The organism is Silvanigrella sp. (assembly GCF_044369315.1).
Taxonomy (GTDB): domain Bacteria; phylum Bdellovibrionota_B; class Oligoflexia; order Silvanigrellales; family Silvanigrellaceae; genus Silvanigrella.
The window spans coordinates 1-15,468 of sequence record NZ_JBIPMD010000060.1 but is presented as its reverse complement, the minus strand read 5'-3'; the positions used below and the strand labels follow the sequence as shown (position 1 = coordinate 15,468).

Sequence of the window (15,468 nt, the reverse complement as noted above, 5' to 3'; positions counted from 1 at the left end):
CTAGAACTTGATTTTTAAACTCAAGAGAATATTGACTTTTAACTGATTTCTTCTTTAACATTGGACAACCCTTCTATATGAACGCCTAAGTTCATAGCATATTGTCCACCAAAAGGAATCACTTTATATTGAACATTAGCATTTTCTTTAAAGTAAGACTTTTCAATTGTAATGTCGCCATTTTTGCATACTTTTACAGAAGCTACTTGTAACTTTGTTGAACCAGAACCAATATCAAATCCGCCACGAATTTCATTTTTACAATCACTAGCGCTATCATCTTTTTGATTAGAAGCGTTATTGCTCGCTTTATTATTACATGAAACTAAAATAACAGAAAAAATAGAACCCAATACAACGCTTCTTAAAATCATATAAAATTTCCTTATAATAATTATTAAATTAATCTTTAGAAAAAAATAAGATATATTAATTAAATAGAATTCAGTTTCTACTTAAATAAGATTTGGTTATTTATTTTACAAAAGAATTAATGTCAACTTAATTTCAACGAAATATTTAATGAAAAATCCATATAAAATATATGTATAATTAATCATTTAATTAAAATAAGTATTGTAAATATATTTTATTTTTTTAATAATAATATGAATACGAAACATATAATACACATATATCATTATAATTATATATATATTATAATGATATTTTTTAAATTTAATAAAACAATCAATATAACAAATTCAAGTAATCAATATAATTATATAATTATATAATTATATAAAATTACGGGGTCTATTCTTTTTTATGTAACATATTTTTACAAAGATTATTAATTATTTTATTCTTTTAAAAATAAGACTATTTAAATAATAAATACAAAATAAAACTTAAATATCATAATCTTTTGAATTTAATAAATAGCTCAACTCGTTGTAAATAAAGGCACTTTCTTTATTTAAATAATTATCAAATAAATTCGTTGCGTTATTTATATGTCGTATTATTGCAAATTCGAATTCCCTGTGTGAATTATAACTTGGCTAGTTATAGACTATAAAATGGCCTCATAGGAGTTTTTAAAAATGTCACAAGAAAAACGACTTATTTTAGATTGGACGAAAGCCCACGATGTTTTTCCTATAGAAAAACATCTTTCCAATGAAATAAATAATTTAATTTCTGCAAAAAAATCATTACTTTCTGGAAAAGGCAAAAGCCCTGAATTTACAGGTTGGGTAAATTATGTAAAAGAAGAATGCCCTAACATCTTGTCTTCTATAAAAAAAACGGTTGATACGATAAGCAACCACTCTGATGCCGTTGTTATTGTTGGCATTGGAGGTAGCTTATTAGGCACAAAAGCGGTTTATGAGGCCCTTACTCATTCCTATGCTTCTGTGAATCAAGAATCGTTACATCGTAAACCGCTTTTATTTTGGGCTGGCCATCATATTGCTCTCGACGAATTATCGGAACTTCTCGATGCCCTTGACTCCTATACCCCAAGTATCATTGTGGTATCGAAATCGGGGGGCACCACGGAACCAGCCTTGGCTTTCCGCGTCTTAAAACAATATTTAGACGATAGATTTGGCTCCGATGAAGCATCTCATCGCATATTTGCAATAACCGACCCTCAAGATGGTACTTTATTAAAAATTGCAAAAGAAAATAATTATCCCTATTTTCCTATCCCTAAAAATGTTGGTGGTCGTTATTCTGTTTTCACACCAGTAGGTTTATTGCCTCTAGCCATTGCCGGAATTAACGTAACAGAATTTGTGGCGGGAGCAGCGCAAGCATTTGATGATTGTACTTCTGAAAAAAATCATTCTATTGAAACAAATCCTGCTCTTTGTTATGCGGGAATCCGCAATGTTTTATATGCAAATAAATACAAAATAGAATCCCTATGCACTTGGACTCCAAAGGCAAAAGGGATAGCAGAATGGTGGAAACAACTTTTTGGTGAAAGTGACGGCAAAGAAAACACAGGAATATTTCCAGCAAGCGCTAACTTTACAACCGATCTGCATTCATTAGGACAATATTTCCAAGATGGAGAAAGACATTTATTTGCTACACATATTAAAATTCAAGATGAATATTCTTTATTAAAAGGATCTATTAAAAGGAAAATAAAAATTCCTGAGTCTAATTTAAAAGACGGTTTTGAATTTTTAGCTGGAAAAGATCTATCCTATGTCCAAAACGAAGCTCAACAAGGAACATTTCTCGCACATTCCGATGGTAAAGTACCAACATTAGTTTGGGAGCTTCCCGAATTAAATGCTTGGTGGCTTGGTTATTGGATGTACGTAAATATGCTTGCTTGTGGAATTGGCGGATATGCGCGAGGAATTAACCCATTTGATCAACCTGGAGTTGAAGATTATAAAAACAACATGTTTGCGCTTATGGGCAAACCTAGTTATGCTGACAAGGCTGCCCAGATTAAAAGCAGACTTAATACAGGAAATCGTTTACGCTCTTTAGGTTTAACTAGTAAGTAAATGTTTTTTGGCCTTTGAGAAGGGATAATAATGAGCTCAAATATCATTGTTGATAAAGATAAAGAATCTGCCCAAATTGGCAATATTAGCGTAAAACTTGCAAAAGAATATGAAGTAAATGCAAATTGGATGGGCAATGATTTAGCTTCACATCAATTAAGAGCTGCATGGTTAAAGCTATCCGAAGATGATCTTCCGATGAATCCAAGACTCGTTGGGAACCCAGGGGTTGGCAAAACAACCCTTGCTGTTGCCGTTGCAAAAGAACTTCAGTCTTCTGTTTACTTAATGCAAGGCACAAGTGATACAAGACCAGACGATCTCATTATTACCCCGGTTATCACAGAAGGAAAACAAATCAGTTATGTAGCAAGCCCAATCGTATCTGCAATGCTTGTCGGAGGCGTTTGTATCCTAGATGAGGGTAATAGAATGTCCGAAAAAAGCTGGGCTAGTTTGGCTTCCTTATTAGATCATCGTCGTTATGTTGATTCCGTTATTGCGGGTTTGCGAATTCATGCTCATAAAGAGTTTCGTTTTGTTACGACAATGAATGATGATTCCAGTGTATATGATTTGCCTGAATATATTCAGAGCCGCTTAAATCCACAAATTTTTCTTGATTTTGCCGACATTGAAACCGAAGCTCGAATCATTCGCTACGCGGTACCTTATTTAGAAGAAAATTTACTCACTTTACTTGTTAGTTTTTTAGCTATTTCGCACAAATATGAAGAGAATTATTCTGTAAGAGATGGCATTCAAATTGCAAAATATGCTCAAAGACTTAAATCGCTGAACAAAGATTTAACTTTACCTAAAGCACTTAAAGCAAGTGTCTTCTCAATTCTTGGTGAAGATGCTTTAAAATATTTTCCACCAGATGAACAAATGCAAAATGATCCGCAATCTTCAACGAGACCAAATTTAAGGCCTGTTTAAGTAAAAAAGCGAAAAAAATGACAAATAAAATTCGTAATAATAAAAATTCGATTAAACTATCAAAAAATTATTTATTTGAATTTGATGAATTTCTTATAAAAAATTTCAATATGAATGAAAATTTTTTAGGCTGGGAATATTCATTTGGAAATATTCGCTCAATTGTAATTCAAAAATATTTCCAAAATAGTAATATTATTTTTTATCCCATTACAAAAACAAGTCTTCAAGAAAGTGCAATTGTAAAAAATATAGAAATAGGAACAGATTATTTTTCTCATTTTAAAAATGCTCACGTTTTAATAGATTTTCCTGAGGAAGTAACTCCTATTCTAAACAGTGTTATAAAAAGTTTTCCACATTGTGTTACATTATCTACAAAAGAACATCTTGAAAATAAAAATCCTTCAAATTCTCATGAAACTTTATTAAATAAACTGATTGATGATCCTATCATATTTATAGAGCCATTAGATACAAGAAGATATTTACTAAAGTTATTACAAGAGAATTGTCTAAGTGTTCACTGCATAGGCGGAATAGAAAATATTTTACAATGGAAACTTCATAATAATCATTATAATTTAGCAGAAACTCCCCAAACAGAGCTTATGATATCGGGAGCATTAACAACCTGGATTCAAAATAATTTAGAAACAGATGAATCAAACTTAATAAAACAAAATGCAAATATAAAAAGTGAATTCGAATTAGCTTCTAAAAATATTATTCAATTTATTCAAAAACATCAAAATGAAAAAATCATAATTATTTGTGGATATGAATTATTAAAATTTTTAGGAAAAAAATTAGGAAAAATAAAAAATAAATCCGAATTCGAAACTATTTTTAATAATAATATATCCTCATTTGTTGATGCTAAAGTTAAGCACAATCATAAACAATTTGTAATTTCACAACCTTCCTATGAAACTTTTTCAGAATACATATCATTAACAGGATTTTTTGCTCGAGATCTCATAAAAGAAGATCAATTTATTTTAAACTGGATTGATTTTGCAAAAAAAAGTTATTCAGCCGCTTTTATAAGAACTTGTGAAAAATATGCGGATTGGACTAAATTAAAAATAAATGCAAGTCAAGAAAGAGACTACTTTCGATTTTCTTATCGTTTAGCATTAGACAGAAACATGCTATTTCCAAGTATATTTGATATTTTATTAGCAGCAACGTCTGTCATAGATTCAAACTTTGCTTATGAGCTTTTAAAAGAATGTAAAGATATTCCAAAAAATTTACTTTTTGAAAACACTTTACCACAATTAGATTTGCCATTAAATATTTTTTTCAACCAAACGTCAAAAATCAGTATTCAAAAATTTGAAACAATACAAAGTAACAAAAAGTTTAGTAAAGCTAAAATAAAATCAGTAGATAAATTGAATCAAAACAAATCGACAGATCCTGTTAGCGAAGACAAATACGCAGATAATAATTGGGTACATGAAGATCATCCCTATTCTTGTTCATTTCCTAGTGAAGATATTTTTATGGAAAGACTTGCTCTGAATATTAAAAAAAATATGAGCGATAAATTAAAGTCGCAAGAGATTACTTTTCAAGAATTACAAACAGATTTTTGTGAAGGTATAGATATAAGAGAAACAATACGAAATTGGCATAAAGAAAAAATAATTATTAAAGATTTACACAACACTGGAAAACCAGATATTGGAACCGTTGTCTTTAGTTTTGTAGATACCTCTCAAGATAATAATTATTCTTGGAAATCTTTTTGGCTTGCAGAACAACATGATGATAGTAATTTAATGTTTTATGCAACTCCATTTAAAGATAATTTAATTGGTCCTGGAATTGCTAAAAGTGAATTTGGCGGTTTTGCTGTCATTCCTCTTCCAAGTGCTATTGAAAATCCATGGGGAAATCCATTTATTCAACATTATGCTAAAAACGCCACAGAGTATTTAATTCTTGCTGGAGCTCTTTCAACAAATCATAAAAGTATTTTATTTATTTCGAATCATCCACCTTCACAACACATCTCAAAAATTTTAAAACAAAGTAGGAAAAATATCATTTACGCAAAGTTAGATGAATTTCCTCAAGAAGATATTCGAATGGTTCGCACATTTCATATTCTAGCAGAAGCTGGAGTAAGAAGTTACGCTCAAAAGTATATTAGAAAGGACTCTTAAAAATATGTGTCTTCAAGATAAATATAAATTATATAAGCAATATTTTTCTTTTTTTAAGAAATTTTGCTTTTCAACAATGATAATAATAACCTCTTTATCAAAATATGCATCTGCTGCAGAAGATCCAAAATTAAATCAAACTGCAATAATAATACCAGGATCAAATATTCAGGCATATAAATATCATTTATCGAATGGCCTAAAACTCATTGTCGTCCCAGACAAAAGAAATCCAATTTCTACAATACATTTTATATTAGACGCGGGAAGCAATCGTGAAAGTAAGAGAACAACGGGTTTAGCTCATTTTTTTGAGCATATGATGTTTCGAAAAACCATTGGAACACCTGAAGGAAATTACGATAAAGTATTAAACTCTGTTGGCGGAAGTGGAAACGCGGGGACAAATGATTCTTTTGTTACCTTTTATTCTAGTTTTCCAGGTCCTGCGTTGGAAACCATGCTGAAATTAGAGTCCGCTCGTTTTCAAAATTTAGATATTACGGAACCCTATTATTCCATTGAAAAAGGGGCTGTTATTTCTGAAAGAAAACTTAGAGTTGAAAATGATCCGATGTCTCGTAGCAATGAGCTGATAAGAGCGATTACGGAACGAGACACTCCAATGGAATGGATGACCATTGGAGCAAAAAAAGATGTTGAAAATATGAGTATTGATGCAGCTAAAATATTTTATAAAAACTTTTATACACCAGATAATACATTAATGATTGTAGGTGGTCCTTTTGATCCCAAAAATGTTGCAACTTTAGTTCAAAAATATTTTGGAGATTGGAAAGGAAAACTAAATATACAGCATAACAAACTTCCAGCCGATTATTTTACAAGAGATCTTGGAAAAAGATTTATTTGTAGCGCTCCCGTGTTTACAAAAAAATATAGAATTGTTTATCCATCAAATACATCTAATATAAAATCCATAGTTTATTCTTTAATTTTTCAATCTTTATTAGATGATAATATAAATGGTACCTTTGAAAGAAGATTATTAAAAGCAAAACTAACTACAGACTTTAATTTTTATAAAATATACTGGCAAAATCAAAATAATCCTCTAATTGTAAATATTTCATTAACTAAAGATCAAAAATTAGATCCTGTTTTAAAATTTTGGGAAAAAGGAATTGAAGAGGTTTTAAATAAACCAATTAGCAATAAAATAAGAAGACAAATTTTAAAACAACTCGCCGTATCAAATGCAGAAACAGCTGAAAAAATGACAGGACTCGTTAATACCATTCTTGATAATACTTTTTTCTTAAATGACTTTAATTCGGCTGGACAAGCTGAAAAAATAGTAAAATCAATTACAAATGAATCTTTTAGACAATGGGTAAAAGAAAATTTAGGTTTAAATAAATTTTATATCACTGGAGTTGTGACACCAGATGAAGCTCCTAATTGTAATGATTTTTATGCTGAATATCAAAAAAATAAGGAAACAAAAAATGTTACCGCTAAATAAAAAACATTTTTTTAACACAATTGTAACTAGTAAATTTTTTTTATTAACTTCAATTTTATTTAATAATGCTTATGGACAAGAAGCTTTGCAGTCAACAAGGCCTATTATTTTTTCAAAACCAACGGAATTAAATTGGCGTTCCATCACCTGGCCTAGTATAAATTATTCAAGAATACCCGTTGATGGCGGTGCTGCCATTTATACTTTACCAAGTGAATCTGCACTTAAGTTTAAAATCAATATTATATTACCTGGTGGCGTTTATTCTTTACCGAAAGAAGATCGTCCTTCTTATGGAGCAATGGTTGATCTTCTAGCTTATGGAGGAATAGGAAATTTAAATTTTGATGAATTGCAAAATTATACTACGGAATATGGAATTAATTTAAAGACTTCATTACTAGCAAATGGTCAAATTATAATTTCAACAGATGCCCTTACTCAAGATTTTTCTCGAGTAATCGATTTATTAACCGACATTATTTTAAAACCCCGTTTTGATAAAGCAGCACTTCCACTTTGGAAACAACAATCAAATGATGCGTTTAAAAACCTTCTTGACTCCAATACTTCTGAAAAACAATTTCGTTTTATAGATCAGCAAGCAAATTCAATAATATTTGGCAAGGACCATTATTTTGCAACAACAATAGAGCGTTCCTCACCAAAATCAATTGATAAAATTAACTATGAAAAAATAAAAGAACTATACAAAAAAACAATTAGTCGAAATGGTTTAAATGCTTTTATTTCTGGCTCTTATTCCCAAAAAGATTTAGATAAGTTAAAAAATTTAATTTCAAAAATTCCCTATTTAGAACCTTCAATACGAACTTGGCTTCCTTCAAGAAATATAGAAAATTCAAATTTAAAATCGATACGTACAGAAATAATTACCAAACCCGATATGAGCCAGTGCAATATTTCTTTGAGATATTATTTTCCAAAAATTGGAAAATTAAATTCTATCGAAACCATACAATTCGATATTTTAGAAGATATCTTTTCTTCAAGCGGTGGAATTGTTGGAAATGATAGATTTTCAAAAGCCCTTAGAGCAGATTCTGGTATTAGCTATTCTCCACACGCTTATTTTAATGAAACTATACTTTATCCAAATACGGACATTGGAATGTTTAGCATGACTTTTCAAAGCCCAAATGAAAGAATTGCGGAAGCAATTCAGCTTGCAACAAAAACTTGGGATGAATTTTTAAAGAATGGCATAACTCAAGAAGAACTTGATAATTCAAGAACCTCTCTTATTAATAGAATGCTTGCTAGTGAATTAACAGTATTTAATCGATCAGATGAACTTATGAGTCAAATATTAAGAGGACTTTTACCAAGTATTAATCCAATCGAATTTAATCTCGCAAAACTAGATAAACAAAGAAGTTTAGCAAATATAAATGATACTTTAAAAAAGCTTTCAAAAGATTCCATTTACCCTGTTCTAGTTATTATGGGAAACCCCAATGCTGATCAAATTAACCAAATTAAAAAAATAAGTGATATAGAAATTGTTAATTTAACCGATTTATCAACATTAACAAAACAATATTTAAACTAATTAAAGAGGAAAATTCATTATGATTAAATCATTTTCAGTTTCATCTGGTTCAGCAAACGATTTTATACAAAAAGTAACCGATTCTCTATCTGGAAGAGAGTTAGGGAAAATTGCAAGTGTTTCATTATCTGGAGAAAATGTAATCATTACATTTTCAAAATTAGGAAAAAGTGAAGTTATTTTTAATCTCAATAAAGAAACAAATGGTTTTAAATGCACTCATCTTTCTGAAAAAATTTCCTTTACTCATAAAGCGTTCCGTTCTGATATTGAAGGCAAGCTTTCAAAAGTTTTAGAATCAAATGGTGCTAAAGTAGAAATATAAGTAAAAAAAAAGAGAGTGCTTCATAGCTTTCCATTAGAATATCAAAAGTTGTCAAAATTAAAATAAATAAACAAAATTAATATAAAAAAAATATTAAAATACATAACCATTAATAAATATTAGATATAATTTGCAAAATGAAAAAATTTTTTGTTAATATCCCAGTGGATTTAATTTTTTATAGATAAAGGATTTTGTTTCATGAAAAAAGTTTATTTACCGATTTTTGTTTCGTTATCTATTTTGAGTTGTAAAAATGATTCAAGCAAAGAATTCATAAAAGAAAACTATTCTGCAAATAGAGCTCTTTTTAGATATTCAGCAGTAGGGTCTATGGTTGTGGATATAAATTGTCCTAATGCCTTACCAGGTGATAATGATTGGACGGATACAGATGTTATTTTTAGTCAATCCTCTCCTATTAATTTAATTGCAAACGTAAAATGCGACATCACAATAAAAAAGTATACAACAGCTACTGGCGTTATTTTAATTCCAGAAAGTAGCCCTGCTATATTAAGATTAAATGAATCTGGCTCTGGAAGCTTTGATCATGTTTATTATCATACAGAAGATGGAAAAATTCATGAATTTTTGTCGGCAAGCGCATTAAATTATGACATATCTGTCTATGAGAACTCGAGTTTTCCAGTAAGTCAAATAAATGGAACTTTTGTCAATGCAAATGCAAATTTAAATGCAATAGTTGTTCCCGTACAAAATTCGCAAGTTATAACGATAAATTTTTCGACTTTATCGAATTTACCAATAAGTTCTATAAAGGTAAATACAAATGCATTAAATAGTGCAATTGGAACGGGAGTAAATGATTGGACTGTTGCAAATTTAAATAATTGTACAAATATTTGTACATTTAATTTAAGTTATAAGCCAACAAAATCTGTATCGGAAACGAAAAGAGGACTTGTAATTGAATATCAATTAACAGGCTCCGCAACACAATCAATTTCAGTTCCAATTAAATTTAAGACACAATAAAAATAAAATCCATGTTCCCCGTGTCCGTTCCTCATTTGTTAATAAAAGGAGATATATTGTATGAAAAAATTAGTTGCTATTGTATCTATTTTTGTTTTGATTTCTGGTTGCGGCAGAAAATATAGTCGAGATTCTTCGGGCTCTTCAAATACGGGCTCTGGATCGGGCGATAGCGAACCAAATAAAGTTGAAGTAAATATTTCGAGACTCTATTCAGCTGCAGATGATAAAAAAATTTACAGAATTAATTTTAGATCTTAAATGCCCAAAATCTCTACCAGGGGATAATGATTGGATAGAGAATAACGTTAAAGTTACAGATGTTAAACCTACTTTTAATCTTATAAAAGGAGTTGCATGCACAATAACATTAAAAAGCTACAAAGATTCAACCCAAACTTTTTCTCCTAATGATAATAATTCCCCACTAATTTTAAGTATTTCTTCAGGTGGAATAGGAACTTTAACGGAGGCATCAAAATATACAAGAGTCCCTTCAGATGGATTAACATGGTACTTTGCAGCAAACACAACAGAAGCTTATAAAGTTGTTTTAAATTACGGAAAAGATCCTGATAATGTTACTTCAGAAATTCAAAATAAAGAACCTATAGAAGTAGAAGTGATTGCTGGACAAGGAGCAATTCCACCTTCTGTTACTGGACTTTTAATAACAAAAACACCGAATAATACCGGAATAACCGATTTCTCCATATTTGGGACAGTAGCGAACTCAACTGGTTGCAAGCTATTTAAAATATCAGAGCTTAAAACATTTGATTATAAATCTGTAAATTCTGCTTATAATGGCTCATCAGGCACAGAATGCCCCGATTTTAAAGGAACACAAGGAAATTGGACTAAATATGCGGCAGAAGGAAGAATTATTGTTTGGCTTAATATGATATCTGGTACACAATTTAATGGTTATACATATATACAAATTGATAAGGATCCTAAATAAATAATTAAAATATTTATTTATTCTCTAATTTAATTTCAGAAACCAAAAAACTTTCTATTCTATTTACTTTGAAATTATAGACATAAGGTTTCACGATATAATGGTTTACAAGACTAAATATGGGAATTATTGGTAAATCTTCCATTAATATTTGTGAAGCCTGATGATTGAGCTCTTTTCTTTTAATAGGATCAAATTCATTCATAATTTTATTTACAACAGAATCATATTTTGGATTTTCATAATTAGAGATATTTAATTTGTTTGAACTTGTGTGATTATTAAAAAAATCATAAATATCATTTATATTAGCAACTGTCTCAATCTTAATCACTTGAAAATTTTCTGTCTTATGATTTTCCACAATTTTAAACGAATTTTTAAATTCAAATTCAGTTTGTACACCTAAAATATTTTTCCAATAATTTGAAATATTGTTTGCAACATTTTTATCTAATTCCGACTTATAAAAATTGACTTTTATTTTTAACGGTGTTTCTTTAGAAAATCCTGCTTCAGAGTAAAGTTTTTTTGCTTCTTCTATTTGCTTATCTCTTGACCAATAATACCAATAAGGAAACGCTGGAAAGTCATTTTTTAATCCATAAGGCAAAAAATGGTATAGAGGAGTTTGCAAATTTTTATATACATTTCTATTTAATTCCTCTCTATCTATAGCAATACTTAAAGCTTGTCGTAATTTTTTATTGTTTAACGGTGCTAAAGAAGTATTGATATAATAAAAATATCCACCCAAGATAGGAACTTTTATAATTTCGGATGAATGAATATTTATAATTTCTTTAAATCCTTCCATTTTTGCATCGCTAATGATATCTATTTTTCCATTTAAATATAATTTATACAGTTTATGAAAATCAGGGTAATAATAAAAATTTACTTTATCAATAATATTTTTGTTCTTATTCCAATAATATTTATTTTTAATTAAAGTTACTTTTTTCCCATTTTTATATTGTTTTAAAATATAATTGCCATTACTAACAATATTTTGAGGTAAAATAAAATTCTCTCCGTATTTTTCTACATTTTTTTTCTGAACAGGAAATGTTGCTGGATCAGATAAACTTTCAAGTAAAATAGGAGTAGGTTGGGTTAAATAAATTTCTAAAGTATTCTCATTTATTGCTTTAACTCCAAGTGAAGAAACAGGTTTTTTTCCACGTAATATTTCTTTTCCATTTTCAATAAATTCTGATACATATGTATTTCTTTGAAAAACACTTGCAGTAAATATTCTTTGAATTGAATATACAAAATCATGAGCTGTTAGGTCGGAACCATCTGACCATTTCATATTTTTTCTCAAATAAAATGTATATGTTTTTCCGTCTGAACTTAAATTCCACTTTTCAGCAGCACCAGGAACTATTTTACCAGCACCATTTAAAGTAACAAGACCTTCAAATATTTGTTTATTAATTAAAGAACATATTATTATTGGACATTTTTGAGGATCACCAATTTTTAAAGCATAAAAAAAACCAATATTTAATTCAGATTTTTTGTTATTTAAATTATTTGAATTTATTATTGCATATGATGACATGTGAATAAGAAAAAATAAAAATAAGATAATTTTAAATTTCATAAATGCAATTCACTCCTGAATAATTTTACTTTCATTTGCTAATTCATTTTTATCCCAAATTCTCAATAAGGTTAAATTTTAAACTTGAGTCTCTTACTTCCTTGAGTTATGAGGAATTCTTGATTTCTTGTTTTGCCCACTTAAGGAGAAAAACCAATGGTATTCGCATCTTCTGCTATTTCAATCGAATGGAACCGCAACAACCTCATCTTACGAAGAGGCGCTAGTCAAATATTAATAAACGCTGAAAATGTTCAAAGCTTACGCACTCAAGAGTCCGAAAATTCATTTTATGAGTTTTTCCGTTCTACCGCTCTTCAAAATAGAGAAGCTCGTCGCGTATTTACATCTTGGGAACGTAAAGACACTGAACTTTTAAATAAGATCTATAAAGAAATGATGTCCTAAACTAAAATGATTCCCATTTTATAAAATACAAAATATTTTACATAAATAATTTCAATACTTTACAAGGTGAAATTGATGACTTTAGAAACACCACAAACCACTAATGAATATGTAAACATAGCTTATTATAAATTCGTTGCAATAGACGACCCTAACCAACTTCGCAACGAACTGCTAACTTGCTGTAATAATTTAAATATTAAAGGAACAATCTTACTTGCTAAAGAAGGAATTAACTCTTGTTTAGTGGGCTCTGCTCAATCGATTGACTCATTTATTCAATTTATGCATAGCAACTCCTATTTTGCGGATATTGAGTTTAAAAAAAGCTTTAGTTCCCATATCCCATTTCGCAGAATGCTCGTTAAGGTAAAAAATGAAATCATACCAATGGGAATGGACTCCATACAACCAGCTCATTTTACAGGTAAATATGTAGAAGCCCTAGAATTAAAAAAATGGCTTGATGATGGTGAAGATCTTGTTATCCTAGATACAAGAAACGACTATGAAGTAGAATTAGGAACATTTAAAAATGCTATCGATCCTAATTTAACTAAATTTCGTGATTTTCCTAAGTGGATTGAAGATAATTTTAGCAATTATAAAAATAAAAAAGTGGTTACATTTTGTACCGGTGGCATTCGTTGTGAAAAAGCAACCGCATTTATGCGTCAAGAAGGTTTTGAAGAAGTATATCAACTACAAGGTGGTATATTAAAATATTTCGAAGAAACTCATCAAAAAGCGCCTCATGAAGACAATCACTATAAAGGAGATTGTTTTGTTTTTGACTACAGAGTCGCTGTTGATAAGGCCTTAAATGAAACAAAATATGAAATTTGTTATTCTTGCTGGACACCTTTAAATGAAAATGATTTAAAAAACCCTTTATATAAAAAAGATGTCCATTGCCCTCGTTGTTTTGAGAGACACAATCAAAAAGAGGCTCAACGCCAAAATTTAATTCGTGAAAACAATATGAAAGCCTTACAGGTTAGACAAGAAAGAGCAAGAAAAGTCAAAGAACAATGGGAAAAAGGTCTATTAAAATAATTTTAATTAATAATATTTAATACTTATAGAATTTATCTTTTTTCTTACAAAATTTTAATTTTTCTTTCATGAATTTTTCATCCCTTTTTTGCTATTTTACAGCTGAAGTTTAATCATTTTATTGATTATCTTTAAATAAAATTAGCTTTAAAGGGAATATTTTTGATAACAACCTATCATTACAGAATTAAAGACTCAGGAAAATCGGGAAGGACTTTAAAAAAAATGTCTTCTTCTGTTAATTTTGTATGGAATTATTGTAAAAATACCCAAAGAGAAGCTTTAAAGAATAGATCAGTCAAAAGAATAATAGATCCTTTAACTGGAAAAACAATTTTTGTTCCGTATTTTTTTACCAAGTTTGAAATGAATTCGCTTGTTTCTGGAAGCTCAAAAGAACTTGGAATTCATTCGCAAACAATTCAAGCAATATCTGAAGAATATACGACACGTAGAAAACAATTTAAAAATATTCTTCGCTGGCGTGGAAAAAATTCATTAGGCTGGATTCCATTTAAAGCAACAGCGATAAAAATATATAATAATAAAGTTTCATACAATAAAAATACATTTCAATTTTGGAATTCAAGAGAGATTCCAGATGATGCCATAATTAAATCTGGTTCTTTTGCACAAGATAGCAGAGGAAGATGGTATTTAAATATCACTTTTGAAACAAGAATGAATCCCTATTCAAATGATAATTTAATTGAAAATGGTGTTTTTATAGATTCAAATTACTTAGCTAAATGTTCTAATGGAATTAAAATAGATATACCTAAAATATCTATTAAGTATATAAGAAAAATTAAAATTTTAAATAAATTAAAAAAGAAGTTTTTAAAGAAAAAGCCCATATTGAAAATCTTAAAAAGAAAAGCTCCTAAAACGAAACAAGAAAAAAATTTAAGAGCAAAAATAGAAAATATAAAGTTAGATCATTTTCATAAAGAATCTTCTAAAATAATAAATTTCTCTTCATCTATTATTACAAATCAAATTTCTGTAAAAAGAAAGAAAAGTGATAAAAATAATCATTTTATATCATTTGGTCCTATTTCGAAACCTTTTCAAAATATGCTTTGCTACAAAGCCATTAGAGCTGGCAGAACATTTAAAGTGATTCCTGAAAAAGATCTTATTTGGGCGTTTTCAAAGTGTTGTTCTTTACAACCACGGACTATTTTAAGGATAAGAGTGTGGAAATGCAGGAAATGTGGAAAAATAAATCATTTTTCCACTAATGCAGATAAAAATTTATTATCTGTTTATAAAAACCCACTCCGTATCGGGCATGATACGCCAAGAAGCATTTAAGTTTACTTAAGTGAGATGGAAACCATTTTATTTATATATGCCAGTTAAGAGTTGAGAAAGATATTGTGAAGATTGAAGAAATAGCTCCAATTTGTTAGTTAATTGTTGCTTAAAAAAAAGTAACAAAGGAGC

14 protein-coding genes are annotated in these 15,468 nt (G+C 29.1%); 12 read left to right on the top strand and 2 right to left on the bottom strand.

The window, feature by feature from the left end:
* Positions 1 to 38: 38 nt before the first annotated feature.
* Positions 39 to 374: a hypothetical protein gene (locus ACIQ56_RS07080; protein ID WP_397600369.1), complete on the bottom strand. Its 336-nt coding sequence runs from the start codon at positions 372 to 374 to the stop codon at positions 39 to 41.
* Positions 375 to 1,046: 672 nt separating this feature from the next.
* Here ACIQ56_RS07080 and ACIQ56_RS07075 point away from each other — a divergent pair.
* The 9 genes from ACIQ56_RS07075 (at position 1,047) to ACIQ56_RS07035 (ending at position 10,943) form a co-directional block, all read left to right on the top strand.
* Entirely contained in the window at positions 1,047 to 2,477 is a 1,431-nt protein-coding gene (locus tag ACIQ56_RS07075) for a glucose-6-phosphate isomerase (RefSeq protein WP_397600368.1), read from the top strand.
* A 30-nt stretch (positions 2,478 to 2,507) separates the two neighbouring features.
* On the top strand, positions 2,508 to 3,419 hold the full coding sequence (locus tag ACIQ56_RS07070; RefSeq protein ID WP_397600367.1) for an AAA family ATPase: 912 nt from the start codon (positions 2,508 to 2,510) through the stop codon (positions 3,417 to 3,419).
* Positions 3,420 to 3,436: 17 nt separating this feature from the next.
* Entirely contained in the window at positions 3,437 to 5,596 is a 2,160-nt protein-coding gene (locus ACIQ56_RS07065) for a hypothetical protein (RefSeq protein WP_397600366.1), read from the top strand.
* Between the two features lie 76 nt (positions 5,597 to 5,672).
* Positions 5,673 to 7,082, top strand: a complete 1,410-nt coding sequence (locus ACIQ56_RS07060) for a M16 family metallopeptidase (protein WP_397600365.1) — start codon at positions 5,673 to 5,675, stop codon at positions 7,080 to 7,082.
* Positions 7,066 to 8,655, top strand: coding sequence for a M16 family metallopeptidase (locus tag ACIQ56_RS07055; RefSeq protein ID WP_397600364.1), 1,590 nt, complete (start codon positions 7,066 to 7,068; stop codon positions 8,653 to 8,655). Before ACIQ56_RS07060 ends, ACIQ56_RS07055 begins: the two co-directional genes overlap by 17 nt.
* Positions 8,656 to 8,674: 19 nt before the next feature.
* Entirely contained in the window at positions 8,675 to 8,980 is a 306-nt protein-coding gene (locus ACIQ56_RS07050; protein ID WP_397600363.1) for a hypothetical protein, read from the top strand.
* Positions 8,981 to 9,181: 201 nt separating this feature from the next.
* On the top strand, positions 9,182 to 9,979 hold the full coding sequence (locus ACIQ56_RS07045) for a hypothetical protein (RefSeq protein WP_397600362.1): 798 nt from the start codon (positions 9,182 to 9,184) through the stop codon (positions 9,977 to 9,979).
* A gap of 60 nt (positions 9,980 to 10,039) precedes the next feature.
* Positions 10,040 to 10,240 (top strand): hypothetical protein, encoded by a 201-nt coding sequence (locus ACIQ56_RS07040; RefSeq protein ID WP_397600361.1) that lies wholly within the window; start codon positions 10,040 to 10,042, stop codon positions 10,238 to 10,240.
* A complete protein-coding gene (locus ACIQ56_RS07035; protein WP_397600360.1) occupies positions 10,203 to 10,943 on the top strand; it encodes a hypothetical protein in 741 nt (246 codons plus the stop codon). The genes ACIQ56_RS07040 and ACIQ56_RS07035 overlap by 38 nt, the downstream gene beginning before the upstream one ends.
* A 13-nt stretch (positions 10,944 to 10,956) precedes the next feature.
* On the opposite strand, the gene ACIQ56_RS07030 is transcribed toward ACIQ56_RS07035, so the two are convergent.
* Positions 10,957 to 12,555: an ABC transporter substrate-binding protein gene (locus ACIQ56_RS07030; protein ID WP_397600359.1), complete on the bottom strand. Its 1,599-nt coding sequence runs from the start codon at positions 12,553 to 12,555 to the stop codon at positions 10,957 to 10,959.
* A 156-nt stretch (positions 12,556 to 12,711) separates the two neighbouring features.
* Between ACIQ56_RS07030 and ACIQ56_RS07025 the strand changes: the two genes are divergently transcribed.
* The 3 genes from ACIQ56_RS07025 to ACIQ56_RS07015 all read left to right on the top strand — a co-directional run bounded on the left by ACIQ56_RS07025 (position 12,712) and on the right by ACIQ56_RS07015 (position 15,336).
* Positions 12,712 to 12,963, top strand: coding sequence for a hypothetical protein (locus ACIQ56_RS07025; RefSeq protein ID WP_397600358.1), 252 nt, complete (start codon positions 12,712 to 12,714; stop codon positions 12,961 to 12,963).
* Between the two features lie 75 nt (positions 12,964 to 13,038).
* Positions 13,039 to 14,019, top strand: coding sequence for a rhodanese-related sulfurtransferase (locus tag ACIQ56_RS07020; protein WP_397600357.1), 981 nt, complete (start codon positions 13,039 to 13,041; stop codon positions 14,017 to 14,019).
* A gap of 162 nt (positions 14,020 to 14,181) precedes the next feature.
* Positions 14,182 to 15,336 (top strand): RNA-guided endonuclease TnpB family protein, encoded by a 1,155-nt coding sequence (locus ACIQ56_RS07015; RefSeq protein ID WP_397600356.1) that lies wholly within the window; start codon positions 14,182 to 14,184, stop codon positions 15,334 to 15,336.
* The last annotated feature ends 132 nt before the right edge of the window (positions 15,337 to 15,468 follow it).

Coding starts and splice junctions, on each gene's coding strand:
- ACIQ56_RS07080 (WP_397600369.1), bottom strand. CDS start 374: ATGATTTTAAGAAGCGTTGTATTGGGTTCTATTTTTTCTGTTATTTTA.
- ACIQ56_RS07020 (WP_397600357.1), top strand. CDS start 13,039: ATGACTTTAGAAACACCACAAACCACTAATGAATATGTAAACATAGCT.
- ACIQ56_RS07060 (WP_397600365.1), top strand. CDS start 5,673: ATGATAATAATAACCTCTTTATCAAAATATGCATCTGCTGCAGAAGAT.
- ACIQ56_RS07075 (WP_397600368.1), top strand. CDS start 1,047: ATGTCACAAGAAAAACGACTTATTTTAGATTGGACGAAAGCCCACGAT.
- ACIQ56_RS07065 (WP_397600366.1), top strand. CDS start 3,437: ATGACAAATAAAATTCGTAATAATAAAAATTCGATTAAACTATCAAAA.
- ACIQ56_RS07025 (WP_397600358.1), top strand. CDS start 12,712: ATGGTATTCGCATCTTCTGCTATTTCAATCGAATGGAACCGCAACAAC.
- ACIQ56_RS07045 (WP_397600362.1), top strand. CDS start 9,182: ATGAAAAAAGTTTATTTACCGATTTTTGTTTCGTTATCTATTTTGAGT.
- ACIQ56_RS07030 (WP_397600359.1), bottom strand. CDS start 12,555: ATGAAATTTAAAATTATCTTATTTTTATTTTTTCTTATTCACATGTCA.
- ACIQ56_RS07055 (WP_397600364.1), top strand. CDS start 7,066: ATGTTACCGCTAAATAAAAAACATTTTTTTAACACAATTGTAACTAGT.
- ACIQ56_RS07050 (WP_397600363.1), top strand. CDS start 8,675: ATGATTAAATCATTTTCAGTTTCATCTGGTTCAGCAAACGATTTTATA.
- ACIQ56_RS07035 (WP_397600360.1), top strand. CDS start 10,203: ATGATAAAAAAATTTACAGAATTAATTTTAGATCTTAAATGCCCAAAA.
- ACIQ56_RS07070 (WP_397600367.1), top strand. CDS start 2,508: ATGAGCTCAAATATCATTGTTGATAAAGATAAAGAATCTGCCCAAATT.
- ACIQ56_RS07040 (WP_397600361.1), top strand. CDS start 10,040: ATGAAAAAATTAGTTGCTATTGTATCTATTTTTGTTTTGATTTCTGGT.